Genomic DNA, 13584 nt, shown 5'->3' with positions numbered 1-13584 from the left:
GGTAGAATGTTGGGAACATTGTCAATACGTAGGTCTTGTTGCAAATTTAGAGACCTACTTTTTTTTACCACAAAATGCTACTAGCTTTACATAGCAAGCATTTCAGCCTGTTTCGTCACCCCGTCAGGAACCAAAAGGTTTTAAATGCGAGTTATATAGAACAAATTCTGTAGAGTTTTGGTCAAATCCAGGTCATAAAGCTGATGAATTTATTATCATGATAGAAGGGGAATTAGAAGTTTATTTTCAAGGTAAAACTCACCATCCTTCCATTGGTGAATTCTTCAAAGTACCTGCTAACACGCCTCACAATACTAGGATGTCTGGGATTATGTATTGGATCTATGCTTTTGATTGGCAGTGGAATGAAGATGGGGTTGGTATTGAAGAGGGGAAAATACGATCACCAAAAGTTAAATCTGTTTGAGGAGTGATCGCAATGAAGAATCAAAGTGCTGATCAATCCATTAGATCTGATCAAGACATCTCACAGAATAAAAGACTTGTCAAAATTTCTGATCGAGAAGATATCTCCTCCCTTCCCAAGGGTATTTGGAGACCTCTGACTGAAAACTATCATTTACAAACCTGGAAAGGGATACCAATGGACAAAAGTCCTATAGAAATTGCCCTTTATCCAATGCTCATTTACGAACTCCAACCAAAGACAATTATTGAACTTGGTGCAGATACTGGAGGAAGTGCAGTATGGTTAGCAGATCAGTTGAAGTTATTTGAAATTGAAGGTCTTCTCTACTCTGTTGATATCGATTTATCCTTACTTGATGAAAAAGCCAAAGCCCAACCCAATATAAAATTTTTGGAAGGTGATTGTCACCAGATCGATATGGTTTTATCCACCACACTGCTTTCTACACTTCCTCATCCTTGGTTAATCATAGAAGATGCTCATGTTAATTTAGTCGGTATCCTGAATTATTTTCATCACAATGGCTTACAAAATGGAGATTATTTAATTATTGAAGACACAAATAAAGCTTTATGGGAGGCTTGGTCAGATTGGGAAGATAAAGAATTTATTGAACGGATGAAAGGTAAGCTTGATTTACTAAAAAAATGGCTGATGCAGCACAAAAATGAGTACTTAATTGATACTCACTATCAAGATTTGTTTGGTTATAACGGCTCGAAGAATTGGAATTCGATGTTAAAAAGGATGTAAATAACAATGATTAACAAATCTAGAATAAACGAAATAATAAACGATTTGCAAAAAAACAGGTTTAAGTGTAAAGTTTCTATTGATGACTTAGAAGATTAGGTAGTCCTGCATAGTGATGGTGGGTGGGGGCTGAAACCCTAACCATACCGTTACCGATATCATTACAATGCACCACTACCCATTTCCCCTACGAAGGATAAAAACTACTCTTTTCATTGCTTAAAGTCTGTAGTTAAAAGTGGTTATTCAATCCGCAGTCGATGTTCATAAAGTCTTTGGTAATAAGGTAAACAGTAGTCATAGGTCTGCTTCAAGTGTTCATTGTTTTCAACACTAACGTAATTTTTTCTGTCCCTTTCTTTAAATTCCCGACTCGATTGTAAGTAAGTGTGCCAATCTCCTTCCCATGGAAGAGTCCATATTTTAGAGCATATCTTAGGATTCCATTTTAACGCTTGGGGCATAAACGGAATTCCTACAGCATCACAGTAAGCTTTAATCGTGGCCTCTGGTTTTTGTACCAAGTCATCTGAGTCAATGAGGGGGGGGACTTGTCCCAGAAAGGCTTTGGTGACTTCAAACAATTGGTAAAGTTCTGCATACCCAGTTTCACTTAAGTGGAAGTCAGGCCAACCGGCAAATAGAGAAGGAAGGCTTTTGGCAGGATGACGAATAAGGAAAGTGTGGTTAAAGTGGGATAAAAAAGCTTCATCGGCTCGATCGTAAATATATAAAGCCATATCTTTAATAAAGACAGGTTGGCTTTGAGCCTTATTGATTAGGTCTTGGAATAGGGGTTGAAAATTATAAGCTGGATTAATCTCAGCTTTTGCACAGCGATCAGATTTCCTTTCCTCGCTACCGTAATAGTATAGGCTAAAGGGTTCATGAAGAACAATAAAGTCTCCCCTTGCTTGCATCATCATTTTAAAAGCGGTGGATGTTGATCGAAAAGTTGTCCATAATACCAAAATTTTTTTCATCGCTAGATCTCAATAGTAGATGTTAGAGTCAATGCCTCTGTTACCAGAGGACAGTTTATAAGGAGTACGTCACTTTAGGATCGTTCTGATTCCACCAAACAAAAATATGAGTGTCCAGAACAATCATAAAACCTCTTCATAACTATTCTCTATATCCCAGTCTTCTAGAGGGATAGCTGGCTCTTCAGGATCAGCATAGTATGCGTAGGGCTGCTTGTTTGCCAATGGATTAGAGGAATATTCCTTTTTGACTTCACCAATAGTGACAATTTCGGAAAGCTTATTTTGAATAGCTTCATTTAATATTTCTGAAGCCAGCTCCTCTACAGACATTCGTTTTTTCGCCGCCGCTTTTATCAAAATGTCTTGAGAAGTTTGACTAATTTTGATATTTGATATAATCATATTCAATCCCTTACAAATATTCAAACTTAATCTAATACTTGAGAAGAATAAACAGTCTTCTCAATCAAACTCAGGTGCCCACACTTCCACCACAGGCAATTCCCAACCAGGAAGCAATTCTGGCACTTGCAGCACATCCCCATCTCCCAGCACAACTTTATCTCTATTAAGGCGATAAACTTCCATGGTGCGAGTTCTCGGATCGACTAACACCCCAATTTTAGTTCCCAATTCCAGAAATTGCTGGATCTTCTGACGTAATTTAGCCAAACTATCAGTTCTAGATTTAACCTCAAACATCAAGTCAGGAACTAACTCCGCGTAACCTTCTGTAGTGCGAGGTAAACGTTCGGCTAGGATAAAAGAAGCATCGGGAGCGCGAACATCTCCATCTTCGTTAGGTAAATGAAAACCACCACTAGAAGCAGTTACCCTGCCTAGTCTACGAGGTCGTACCCAGTTTGATAACTGGGTAACAATAGCAGCAGCTACTTCATCCGATTCTATACCTGAAGGACTCATAACAAGAATTTCTCCATCCACTAGTTCCATCTGATAATCAGGATGTTCAGCTTGCAGTTTTTCTAAGTCTTTTACTGTTAAACTAGGCATTGTTAAAATCTCCTATTTATTTCTAGCGATTATTGCATTAAAGTCCCCCTTATTAAGGGGGATTTAGGGGGAGCCCTTTTCACTTCATGGAAAATAGAATTGCTATATTTAATCAATCAACAGCAAATCCAGTATATTGGCGTTTATAAGGAGCATGGTAGGCTAAGACAATATCTTCAGGGGGAACACCCCATTCTACTAATTCATTAGCAACGCCAATTTCTGTGCCATCATGTTGTATCCAAATTTTGTCGTTTTTAAGGTCAATTTGGAGAACACAGCCTCTTAAACGCCGATTTCCATGCCACCCCACGTTCATTAGTTGATAGTGATCTCCTTGAACATCAAAGATTTTTTGGACTTCAATATCTCCATCTTAAATACGGGAAGGGGACTCCCGTTATAAACGTTAGTTTTAGCGGGAGGGGAATTCCCGCAGGTCAATAAATTGAGCGAAGCGCGAATCATTGCTAGTTAGACGCATATTCGTATCCGTCAGCTTTAAATATTATTCTCAGATACTTTGGATGAACATCGAACTTCTTCTCGGGAGTCTGAAGTACAAAACTTGGACGATAACGAATAGCTATCCGTCCTGTATACTGCCCGGCATATTTTCCTTTCTTTATGTCAGCTTTGACGATATCTCCTGTCTGAAAGCCTTTAAACGACTTAGCAGAAGGAGCATGAGCCTTTGGAAACCCGTATTTATTAGGTCGGCACCTTTGACGAATACCATGACCTTTAGCTGTTACTGTTAGTGGCTTTGTTCCGTTCAGTAATATTTGCTCAGGGGTGGTTTTACCAACACAAAGAGCATCGATCCAGTGAGTTTTTCCGAGACCCCTAGTCTTGCGATTAAACTTAGTCAATCCACCCGAGCCTGTTTCGACGGGTAATCCAGTTGATTGTAGTCTTCTCCATAATTCCCAACGGGTTGAGTTGACGACTGCGGCATCTTTTAAAGGAATTTTTGCTTTAGCTAATACTTTTTTGAGAATTGCTGGTTTTTTCTTTAAAAATTTTTCAATGGGGTCATTACCTTTTTTCTGATTACAACACCGACAAGCAAGGGTTAGGTTGCTGACCCGATTGCTGCCACCTTTTGATTTTGGGACAATGTGTTCAACTTCTAAGGGCGTATTCATAGCACCACAATAAACACAACTGTGTCCCCATTTGGCAAGAAGGTACTCTTTAACCTCAAACCCGTATAGCTCGCCATGTTGATATTCAACACCTGATACTTCTGGATTTTGCATCTTCTGAGTATCAAACCGCACTAGCTCTTGAGATATTGCAGTCACTGGACACAACTTCCTCAGTCGTCTTACCCAAGTCTCAACGTTAAATATTCGACTCATTAGTGACGGAGGTAACCACCCTTCTGGGCGCTTCCGATTAAGAAATCGAGGCTTGCGGTAACGAGTTTTTCTGTTTCGCCTACCTCGCCTTAAGGCTCTTCTGGATTCTAAAGAATTCTTGATACTCTGTCCTCGATGGTTAATTTCTAATGCACTTGTCACTCGTCCAGTCTGTTCTTGAATAACAGCTATTCCGGTTGTTTTTGAACCAGGATCTATTTTGATTCTGTGTGGATGAGTTACAGAATTATTAACACTTCTGTCCTGCATGATAATAGTGAATGGATAGCGCTTAAATACTTTAGCCCTTCTTTTCTTAAGTAGTTCCCTAGCTCGTGCCGGGTGGCATGGATCCAGGGGTTTTTTATTTTGATCTAAAACGAAAACTCGCATTACTTTGAACACTCCACGATGTGGGTAAAGTTTGCCTCGACAATGTTATAAGAGCTTGAGAGGTTAACAACACTTCCTTAACTCGCTACAGATGTTTAATTGTTAACAACAGAGCTGAAGGCTGGCACGCACCTACAGGTGTTATAACTCAAATAACGTAGACCTAATCTAAGTCTCAGTCTGGTCAACTATGAGCTTCTACAAGCTCCCGCTATAGTCCCATAGGACTTAGCGGTGAGTTATTGACATTTAGGTTTATATTGCCCGTATTCATTGATGATTTTTTTGACTAATTCTCTATAGTGATTTAGTTTTTCCATTGTTTAATAAACTCTTGATTGATATCATATATAGCATTTTTTTTTAGATGTAAACATAAGAGTGATGGTAAAAGGGAGCAGGGAGCAGGGAGCAGGGAGCAGGGAGCAGGGAGCAGGTAACAGTAGTAAAGAGCTCCGAATAATTTTTGATGTTATGAGAAATTAGCAATATTATTCATGACCTATTTAGAAATGCTATTCAATTAGTTTGGGTAGTGTTTTAGAAGTCAATTCCATTACTGATTCCTATCGGTTTATCCCCCAAAACTAAACTATCAATTTATTGAAGCAGTTGCTTTAGTCTTTGGCGAAAGGCTCGTAATGCAGGACTTCTCCCGGTTTCACGGCTTTGAGCTAAAACCTCTGCTACCAGGTCCCGAATCGGTAATCTGGGGAAGGTGGGACTGGTGGTAACTTGCCGGTACTCACCTCCTTGCAATAGGTCAATCCTGAGTTGATTTTTTTCATAGCGCCAGAGTTCAGGCACACCTAAGTTGGCATAGACATCCAGTTGAGTCTTGGAGGTAACATCCACTTCAATGGCTAGATCTGGCGGTGGGTCAATAGTGAGATCGACGCGCCGCTTGCCTCGCATTCTAGCGTGGTTTTGGATGTAGAAGCATTGATCTGGTTCAATGCCACTGTCCATATTTTCTCCCTTGAAGGTAGTGGAACCAAAGCACTCGCAGTCGATTTCTAACTCATCAAGCAAAATTTTCACTAAATCACCGAGCAGTTCTTTATCGACTTCCTGTTCTGGGGTAGGCATTCTGATTTCTAAGGTTCCGTGGCTATAGGCAATACGGGCAGAGCGATGTTCCCCTAGTTCTTCCAGAACAGACTCAAATTGAGCCCACTCTAGGTTATGAATCAATAGTCTTTGGCCTGGGGGAACGGTAAGTTGTTGGAGTAGGAGAGTAACAGCCATCGTGAATCTTCTATGATTTCGGATTGTGGATAAACATCAAACGTTAATCTAATACCAATTGACCAATAGCTTTGAGAGCAGCTAAAACTTGCTCCAGTTCATTTTCCCTGTCAATAGATAAGGCGTAGGAACGACCATAGATGGGAACATCTGCTGGTTGGAGTTTAACAAACACAAACTCTCTCCCATTGACTAGAAAACCAAACCTTGGCTTGTCACTGTTGGATCCATCCAGCATATAAGCTAGAGCTTGAGGCAGTGCTGCCATCACATCAAACTTGGTACTTTTGGATTCGATCACCAGTATCCAAAGTCTCTGTCGCACTACTAAAACATCTATCCTGCCTCTTACAATTACTCGATTGTCTTCAGCAGCAATTGCCACAGAAGTTTCAGTTTTGATTGAAAAGGGGGGTTGAAAGAATCCAGCGAGATCGAGTAATGGTGATAGAACCACCATTTTTACAGCCTCTTCTAAGAGAGGGCGGCGATTAACCAAGTTAAAGTAGTTACTGCGGACTCTTTCCAGAGAACGTTTTTCCTCATCCGTTAAAGACGGTAAGTTGTCTTGCCAATCTGGAAAAAACTGACTATCGGTTGTTAGTTGTAGTCCAAAGTGTTCTTGCAGTTCTTCTAGGCTAAGATCTTGAGCTTGAATAGTTTGAACCATAATGAGTCATTGGTTGAATATCGTGATTTTTTTGGCATCATGGAAGTAGCTCCTATTTAGGTGGGAGGAAAACCGCGCTGGATATGATTAACGGGCATGACCAGCGCGGTTATTAGTATCAGTCTTTACCTTCTATAGTATAGATAAATCCTCGAAAAAATGCAAGGGTTAATTAAAATATTTTACATTTATTTGCAATTAGTTTTATTAACCATTTTTAGACTCAATTCTGTCTAATAAATTTACCTGATTTTTTTATTAACTGAGCTACAAATTATTGGTTTTTAGGGAGCAGGAATCCCCTCTGATCCCAGGGCTTTTTTTGGCGTCGGACTCAAATGTAATTGGTGGGGAGATAGGGAGATAGGCAGATAGGGAGATAGGGAGATAGGGAGATAGGGACGCACCCGTTCCCTGTTCCCTGTTCCCTAAAAAACCATAAATATCTACTTTCTAACCAACAGCAAATCCATCAAATTGACGCATAAATGGGGCATGATACCCTAGGACAATATCTTGTTTCGGTATCCCTAATTCAAGTAACTCATTCGCCACCCCAAACTCGGTGCCATCATGTTGAATCCAGATTTTTCCATCAATAATATCAATGTGAATCAAAGGTCCAAAAACACGACGATAATTTTGCCATCCTGCATGAAAGACTTGATAATGATCTTGCTCAGGATCGAAGAATTTATAGACTTTGATATCTTCATTGGCTAACTTAACCAGACTATGCTTTTCCAAGGTTTCCTGAATCAAACGACGATACTGAATTAACTTATCCACTGCAAAATTACCTCCTGATTTGGCTCATATACCAATAGGTGTATTTGAGATTCTTTAATCGTTTGTTGTGCGAAAGGACGACGAAAAAACTCTTCGTAAGTATAAGTAGGAACGGCTAGATAAAGTTTACGTTCCGGTTGTTGCGCTTTTAAGGCAATTCGATAACTTAAACATTGTCCCACTGCTAAGTAAAATTCATAAATTGTAGAAGAACCGATAAAACTTTTCACCTCAACAGCAATTTTTTCAAGACCTTGCTCCGCTGCAATTAGTTTCTCTCCTGCCAGATCTATTTGAATACGAGCGTTATCAAAATCCAGGTAGAGTGGATCGTGAGTGATAATCCATCCATCCTTAATTAGTCCTCCTTTGACAGCTTCATGAAAATAATCCTTAGCAGACATATGATATGCTTTTCCTGAATTTTAGCAATAGTTCACGTTATTTCTTCTAGACTCTTAAAAGAAGCTATCCAACCACATCAGGCTTTTTTTAGTTAAAAAGATTTAACTTCTCAGTAAAACTCATGACCGCAAGGGTTTTGACTGGGGCAGAAATGCCCAACTGTGAGGTTGGTAAGCTCAAGGCGTAGCCGTGGGATGATCTGATATCATGTTCAGTTGAATACTTACACTCTAGTCGAATCGAAGGCAGAGGGCAGAAGGCACAAGGCAGAAGTAAAGAAGTAAGGTTTCAAGGAAGAAGGTTTTTTATCTCTAATTATCCGGACATGATATCACTCTTCCAGTCGATAGTGGTCACACAAAATAGCTTGAGATGAATGCTGCTGGCTATTTTTTTCCTACAAAGCTAGGTTAAAAATATGCTGTGCGGATAACTTGAACTGGGGAAAAGTCGTGGAAACAATGGGAGTATTTCCCGTAAAGGGCGTCATCTGATATTCGCCGTCAACTAAATGACAAACAAAAAATGTGGGTTGCTTGGGGTTGCCGATAAACTTTCTCGCCCCCAATGCGGCATAATCGATAATCCAATATTCTTCGATCCCCATCTCTTCATAATCTCTAAGCTTATTGTAGTAATCGTCACGCCAATTAGTTGAAACAACTTCGACGATTAATTTGACGGAATCAGGATTTTGAATAATTGATTCGCTTTCCCACCGAGATTCCGCCCCCATAACGTCTTGATTCAAAACAATAATGTCCGGTTCATAACCTGAGTTTTCCCGTTTTGGTTTAACAATTGACTCTCTAGGAATAGTCCAAATGCCTCCTTTGTCTATCTGCCTGATAACTATCAATAGTTGCTCGATCAGAGAACCGGTTAGATTTGAATGTTTCCCCTTTGGCTTGGGCATTTCGATAATTACTCCATCATACAGTTCGTACCGGACTTCTGAGTTTTCGGGATACCAGCTGATAAATTCATCAAAGCTGTATAATTTCTGTTCGGCTTTGGCTTGAGTCATAGATCGTTCTTCTTGAAGCTGAAATTTATGGTGACAAAATGACACTATTCTGTTATATAGTCTTTATGGCATTTACCAGGTACGCTGATCAACCTCAAAGTCCCCCTTTTTAAGGGGGATTTAGGGGGATCCCTTGGTACCTAATGGGATAGAGAATTGCTATAATGAAAGAAATTGAGGCATAAATTCAGATGGCAAGTACCACTCCTAATGATACTCGTGTGACAGCTAGGCTTCCTGCATCGGTCAAAGATACTTTACAAAAGGCTGCGGATTTAACGGGGGCAACCTTAAATCAATTTATGGTTCATGCTCAGGTTAAAGAAGCCCAAAAAGTGATTAATGCAGAACAGGTGATTCACTTATCACCCCAAGATGCGGATATAATTTTTAGTCTGATTGAAAATCCGCCTGCCCCTAATAAGCATTTAAAAGAAGCTATCCAACGGCATCAGGCTTTTTTAATTGAAAAAGATTGAACTTCTGGCTTATTATGATAGATACGGGTTTGAAGGAACTAAAGAGCATCCATTATTGTTGTTTTTGCCTTTATCTAGTTTAGGTAGTGCTTGAGAAGCCAGGAAAATAAATAGAATCGATTAAATCTCAAAAATAGAACTTTCGAGAAGATCAATAACTGCTGAAACAGCTGTTTGTACCGCTCCTTGAACTGAAGCATGATTAATTGCCAAGTGTTCCCCTGCAAAGAAAACACGGGGATTATCTACTGGATAAGCTTGACCAAGTAATGGTTGATAGTTCTCCCGATCCCCTGGAGCAAAATAGGCATAAGAACCAGAACCAGACTGATTATCTTCATCCCAAATACTATGAATAATATCATCAGTATAGTCTTTAATCTCAGGATGCAGTTGGGAAACTTCGTCTAAGGTTAAATCGGTTTTAGCTGTTTCCTCTAAAGTCCTAAATTTCCTGGAATTATCTTCCCAGCGATAAGCAGCCGTTAATACTGATGGCTGATAAGAAATATCCTTATCTTTAGCAATAAAGTGAGGTTGAGAAATGTTTGTTGAGTCTAATTGAGCATTATCAGAAGGATACCAACACTTTTCGAAATTTAAATCCGTAAAGCTACCACCCCCATAGACATGATCGGCAAATTCCCAAGGACGAGCGGTACAGTGTAATAGAGTTTTACTGGCACTGCAATACCCCAAATTGTTAATAGCTTCCCGTTGTTGGCTAGGTAAACTAGGGTCAAAATTAATCTGAGCCAGAGCAGTAGCAGGAATGGTACAGATAATATAGTCAAATTCAGCGGTTTGTTGCTTATCCAGCTTATTCCAGACCAGCCTAACCCCTCTATCGGTCATTTCTATAGTTGTTACTCTGGCTTCAGTCTGGATTATGCCTGATATGCTTTTAACCAAAGCCTTAATTAACGTTTCCAGTCCTCCGATTAGCTCATATTGTTCTACTCGATGCCAAGCAAAGAAGTCAATTAAACCATTTAACAGAGATACTTTGTCGTAATGAATTGCTCCAGTAGCATGACCGAGTAACTCAAAAGCATCGGGAGAAAGATGACTGCGAAAATAGTCGGTAACCGTTAGGGTATCCCATTTTCTAACTTGATCACTGGTAAAAGTGGGTGCAAATAACTCCCATTTCTCTTTTTCAGTCAAAGAATCGATTAATTCTTCCAATAACTGGTCGTAAATTACCCCTGGGTCTTGTTGCTCATCAGGGGTTAACTTGTAAACACCAAACAACTCTTGGTAACTATCTAAACGAGTTTTATTACCCCGTAGATAAGAAAAAGCGCCGGGATTGTAATTAATAAAAGGTCTTTTTGGTAAATTAAATTTATCTATATAGTGTAATGTGCAGCCATGACTAGTAGGAATTCGCATTGCGCCTAATTCCCCATAAGTACCATCACTAAAATAATGAGTCTTAATTCTTCCTCCAAGGCGAGAATCAGCTTCTAATATAGTAACTTGATGGTTGAGTTGACTGAGTTCATAAGCACTAACAAGCCCAGCAATTCCTCCACCGATAATCGCAATTCGTTTGCGAGTACCACCTTGATCGTAGGGACTAAGGGAACCAGGATGACGATACAGGCGCTCAAAGGAAAAAGGTCGCTCTAACTCTTGTGTATGGCGGTAAGGGTTAAACATCCAGTGTTATCCTAAATTAGGGCTTAAACTGATTCTCCATCAAAAATGCGTTCGCGTAGCGTGACCTACGGCCAATCGCGTAGCGGCTCTTTAACAACCGAATAAATTAAATATTGCAATTATAATAACGATTATCGAAACTTATTATCCTTTTAATGCAAAAGGCAATATAAAAGAGGGTTTTCAGGTAATAAGCGTCAAAAAATACTGTACCTAATAAGTTCTAGAAATGTCCTTAGTTCTTAGTTAATCCTTAATCCTTAATCCTTAATCCTTCGTTCATCCTTTTTTTGACTTCGATGGGGTTTTAGGTGAGCGTGAACCCCCCTTACCATTGTCTTTCTTACCATTGTCTTTCTTACCATTGTCTTTCTTACCATTATCTTTCTTGCCAGAGTTTTGGGGTTTGACAGGACCATTGAGTTGCTGACGTCCATTGCGAATTACTCTAAGCATGTCACTGAGGTGCTGCTCAATATTGTAGAGCACTCCGTCAGCGTAGGCATCTGCCCCATTTTGAATTTCCTCACACTCCGCTAGGGTCATTTGGCGCATTTGCTCCAGTTCCTGCTGGGCTTTGCGGCGCATCTGCTCAAGCTCCGATACCGTTTGCTTGTGCATCGCCTCACACTCTTTTTGAACTTGTTGGCTGATTTGTTGGGCTTCGTGTTCCGCTTGCTGAATAATACCGAGTTCATCTAAAATCATTTCAGCACGCCGCTGAGCTGTCTCAATGATTTCTTGAGCGTACTGTTCAGCTTGCTGGATTATTGCATCGTGTTCTTCAATTATTCTAGTAGCTTGTTGAAAAGCTAAGGGCAAATTTTCCCGCACCAAGTCGAGTTGAGCCAGCAACAGTTCTTCATCAATCAGGGTGCGCCGGGTAAAGGGGATGTGGGGGCTATCGAAGATTATGTCCTCGATATAGTTAAATTGCCCCTGAATATCTATGTCTCCTGATCCAGGATTAAAGGATTCAGTAGGGTTTGGGGGTTTGTTTTGCTCGGGTGGGTCGTACCGGGATGATTCTTGGCGTAACATCGGTATATATCTAAGGCAACCTGTTGGGGGACAAGATGATCGACGGAGCCGCCAAATTTGGCAATCTCTTTGACTACGCTACTACTCAAGAAACTATATTCGTTAGAGGTGGCGAGAAAAACCGTTTCGATTTCATCCCAGAGGGTATGATTAGTATGAGCCATCTGGAGTTCCTTCTCAAAGTCAGAAAGCACCCTTAACCCTCGCAACAGTACTTGAGCTTTCTTCAGTTTGGCATATTCCACCGTTAAACCGGTGAAACTGTCCACTTCCACATTAGGTAAGTCTTGGGTGCAAAGTTTAATCTGCTCGACTCGCTCAAGCACTGTGAACAAGGGAGATTTATTTGGATTGCGCAGCACCGTCACAATCACCTTATCAAAGAGTCTACAGCCACGCTGGATGATGTCAAGGTGTCCTAGGGTAATGGGATCGAAGCTGCCTGGATAGATTGCAATCACGACGCAAGTATTACCAATGGGTTCAAGGAGTGATTATATAGCTTGTTTCACGGCGATGACATACTGAACTATTAGTGAAATATTAGTTTGTTAACTCATTGGTGATTAGTCACTAGTCATTAGTTATTGGTTTTTTTGATATAGTATAGAGCATTTTAATTGCAGCCCCACACTGTCCCCCTTCCGTCCCCCCATCCATTCCATCGGTTAACCCATTTACATCTTTTAACCCATCAGTTGCGCCATCTGCCTATTGCCCATGCTACGCTGATCAGCAATGTGTTCAGTACGCACACTCTGTGTGACCAACCGGTTAACCTAAACCCAGAAACGCCTATGGTACACATCAAGCGAGTGGAACTCTCGCGGTTCAAATCCTTCGGCGGCACCACAAAAATCCCCCTCCTGGAAGGATTTACCGTAATTTCTGGGCCAAACGGGTCAGGCAAATCCAACATCCTTGATGCTCTTCTATTTTGTCTTGGTATCGCCAGTTCCAAAGGAATGCGAGCTGAACGCCTTCCTGATTTAGTTAACCACAATAAAGAACATCGAGGCACTGTCGAAGCCAGTGTCACAGTTACCTTTGACTTATCTGACTTCAATAACTATGACGAGTTACAGGTTAAAGAGTTGGAGGAACCGTTACAGGTTAAAGAGTTGGAGGAACCGTTACAGGTTAAAGAGTTGGAGGAACCGTTACAGGTTAGCAAGTTACAGGTTGTTCGCGAACAACCCAATAACCTTCAACCCAATAACCTTCAACCCAATAACCTTCAACCCAATAACCTTCAACCCAATAACCTTCAACCCAATAACCTTCAACCCAATAACCTTCAACCCAATAACCTTCAACCCA

At 40.5% G+C, this 13584-nt stretch carries 16 protein-coding genes and 1 pseudogene; 4 read left to right on the top strand and 13 right to left on the bottom strand.

Going from position 1 to position 13584, the window contains the following annotated elements; all coding sequences use genetic code 11:
- Positions 1–205: 205 nt before the first annotated feature.
- Positions 206–427 (top strand): annotated as a pseudogene (locus F6K53_RS33535) (cupin domain-containing protein); the annotation flags it as partial.
- Between the two features lie 12 nt (positions 428–439).
- A complete protein-coding gene (locus F6K53_RS33530; protein ID WP_293017341.1) occupies positions 440–1183 on the top strand; it encodes a CmcI family methyltransferase in 744 nt (247 codons plus the stop codon).
- 242 nt (positions 1184–1425) lie between these two features.
- Here F6K53_RS33530 and F6K53_RS33525 read toward each other — a convergent pair whose 3' ends face one another.
- From F6K53_RS33525 to F6K53_RS33480, 10 genes are all read right to left on the bottom strand, one after another.
- Complete coding sequence (locus F6K53_RS33525) at positions 1426–2166, bottom strand: sulfotransferase family protein (protein WP_293017342.1); 741 nt, start codon at positions 2164–2166, stop codon at positions 1426–1428.
- 123 nt (positions 2167–2289) lie between these two features.
- Positions 2290–2571, bottom strand: coding sequence for a hypothetical protein (locus tag F6K53_RS33520; RefSeq protein ID WP_293017343.1), 282 nt, complete (start codon positions 2569–2571; stop codon positions 2290–2292).
- 60 nt (positions 2572–2631) lie between these two features.
- Positions 2632–3183: a Uma2 family endonuclease gene (locus tag F6K53_RS33515; protein ID WP_293017344.1), complete on the bottom strand. Its 552-nt coding sequence runs from the start codon at positions 3181–3183 to the stop codon at positions 2632–2634.
- A 112-nt stretch (positions 3184–3295) separates the two neighbouring features.
- Positions 3296–3550 (bottom strand): XisI protein, encoded by a 255-nt coding sequence (locus F6K53_RS33510; protein ID WP_364305299.1) that lies wholly within the window; start codon positions 3548–3550, stop codon positions 3296–3298.
- Between the two features lie 103 nt (positions 3551–3653).
- On the bottom strand, positions 3654–4940 hold the full coding sequence (gene iscB / locus F6K53_RS33505; protein WP_293017345.1) for an RNA-guided endonuclease IscB: 1287 nt from the start codon (positions 4938–4940) through the stop codon (positions 3654–3656).
- A 600-nt stretch (positions 4941–5540) separates the two neighbouring features.
- Positions 5541–6188 (bottom strand): Uma2 family endonuclease, encoded by a 648-nt coding sequence (locus tag F6K53_RS33500; RefSeq protein ID WP_293072389.1) that lies wholly within the window; start codon positions 6186–6188, stop codon positions 5541–5543.
- A gap of 43 nt (positions 6189–6231) precedes the next feature.
- On the bottom strand, positions 6232–6858 hold the full coding sequence (locus tag F6K53_RS33495; RefSeq protein WP_293083695.1) for a type I restriction endonuclease: 627 nt from the start codon (positions 6856–6858) through the stop codon (positions 6232–6234).
- A gap of 453 nt (positions 6859–7311) precedes the next feature.
- Complete coding sequence (locus F6K53_RS33490; protein ID WP_075903894.1) at positions 7312–7647, bottom strand: XisI protein; 336 nt, start codon at positions 7645–7647, stop codon at positions 7312–7314.
- Positions 7635–8051 (bottom strand): XisH family protein, encoded by a 417-nt coding sequence (locus F6K53_RS33485; protein ID WP_075903892.1) that lies wholly within the window; start codon positions 8049–8051, stop codon positions 7635–7637. The genes F6K53_RS33490 and F6K53_RS33485 overlap by 13 nt, the downstream gene beginning before the upstream one ends.
- A gap of 398 nt (positions 8052–8449) precedes the next feature.
- A complete protein-coding gene (locus F6K53_RS33480) occupies positions 8450–9079 on the bottom strand; it encodes a Uma2 family endonuclease (RefSeq protein ID WP_293072298.1) in 630 nt (209 codons plus the stop codon).
- 191 nt (positions 9080–9270) lie between these two features.
- On the opposite strand from F6K53_RS33480, the gene F6K53_RS33475 reads away from it, so the two are divergent.
- Positions 9271–9558 carry a DUF1778 domain-containing protein gene (locus F6K53_RS33475; RefSeq protein ID WP_293040168.1) on the top strand — a complete coding sequence of 96 codons (288 nt, stop codon included), beginning with the start codon at positions 9271–9273 and terminating at the stop codon, positions 9556–9558.
- 120 nt (positions 9559–9678) lie between these two features.
- Here the strand turns inward: F6K53_RS33475 and F6K53_RS33470 are convergent, their stop codons facing one another.
- From F6K53_RS33470 to coaD, 3 genes are all read right to left on the bottom strand, one after another.
- Positions 9679–11223, bottom strand: coding sequence for an NAD(P)/FAD-dependent oxidoreductase (locus tag F6K53_RS33470; protein WP_293072299.1), 1545 nt, complete (start codon positions 11221–11223; stop codon positions 9679–9681).
- Between the two features lie 279 nt (positions 11224–11502).
- Complete coding sequence (locus tag F6K53_RS33465) at positions 11503–12264, bottom strand: ATP synthase F0 subunit B (RefSeq protein WP_293017356.1); 762 nt, start codon at positions 12262–12264, stop codon at positions 11503–11505.
- Entirely contained in the window at positions 12171–12725 is a 555-nt protein-coding gene (gene coaD, locus F6K53_RS33460; protein WP_287313897.1) for a pantetheine-phosphate adenylyltransferase, read from the bottom strand. Before coaD ends, F6K53_RS33465 begins: the two co-directional genes overlap by 94 nt.
- Before the next feature lie 336 nt (positions 12726–13061).
- Between coaD and F6K53_RS33455 the strand changes: the two genes are divergently transcribed.
- A partial coding sequence (locus F6K53_RS33455; protein ID WP_293017361.1) for an AAA family ATPase occupies positions 13062–13584 on the top strand: 523 nt, incomplete at its 3' end.

Origin of the sequence: Moorena sp. SIO4A1, assembly GCF_010672065.1 — a bacterium.
Classification (GTDB): Bacteria; Cyanobacteriota; Cyanobacteriia; order Cyanobacteriales; family Coleofasciculaceae; genus Moorena.
The sequence above is the reverse complement of the archived record's forward strand: the minus strand, read 5'-3'. Positions and strand labels throughout refer to the sequence as shown.

Excerpts from the sequence above, each read along its gene's own strand:
- F6K53_RS33515 (WP_293017344.1), bottom strand. The coding sequence starts at position 3,183 with ATGCCTAGTTTAACAGTAAAAGACTTAGAAAAACTGCAAGCTGAACAT.
- F6K53_RS33485 (WP_075903892.1), bottom strand. The coding sequence starts at position 8,051 with ATGTCTGCTAAGGATTATTTTCATGAAGCTGTCAAAGGAGGACTAATT.
- F6K53_RS33465 (WP_293017356.1), bottom strand. The coding sequence starts at position 12,264 with ATGTTACGCCAAGAATCATCCCGGTACGACCCACCCGAGCAAAACAAA.
- F6K53_RS33470 (WP_293072299.1), bottom strand. The coding sequence starts at position 11,223 with ATGTTTAACCCTTACCGCCATACACAAGAGTTAGAGCGACCTTTTTCC.
- F6K53_RS33525 (WP_293017342.1), bottom strand. The coding sequence starts at position 2,166 with ATGAAAAAAATTTTGGTATTATGGACAACTTTTCGATCAACATCCACC.
- F6K53_RS33495 (WP_293083695.1), bottom strand. The coding sequence starts at position 6,858 with ATGGTTCAAACTATTCAAGCTCAAGATCTTAGCCTAGAAGAACTGCAA.
- F6K53_RS33480 (WP_293072298.1), bottom strand. The coding sequence starts at position 9,079 with ATGACTCAAGCCAAAGCCGAACAGAAATTATACAGCTTTGATGAATTT.
- F6K53_RS33530 (WP_293017341.1), top strand. The coding sequence starts at position 440 with ATGAAGAATCAAAGTGCTGATCAATCCATTAGATCTGATCAAGACATC.
- iscB (WP_293017345.1), bottom strand. The coding sequence starts at position 4,940 with ATGCGAGTTTTCGTTTTAGATCAAAATAAAAAACCCCTGGATCCATGC.
- F6K53_RS33520 (WP_293017343.1), bottom strand. The coding sequence starts at position 2,571 with ATGATTATATCAAATATCAAAATTAGTCAAACTTCTCAAGACATTTTG.
- F6K53_RS33500 (WP_293072389.1), bottom strand. The coding sequence starts at position 6,188 with ATGGCTGTTACTCTCCTACTCCAACAACTTACCGTTCCCCCAGGCCAA.
- F6K53_RS33475 (WP_293040168.1), top strand. The coding sequence starts at position 9,271 with ATGGCAAGTACCACTCCTAATGATACTCGTGTGACAGCTAGGCTTCCT.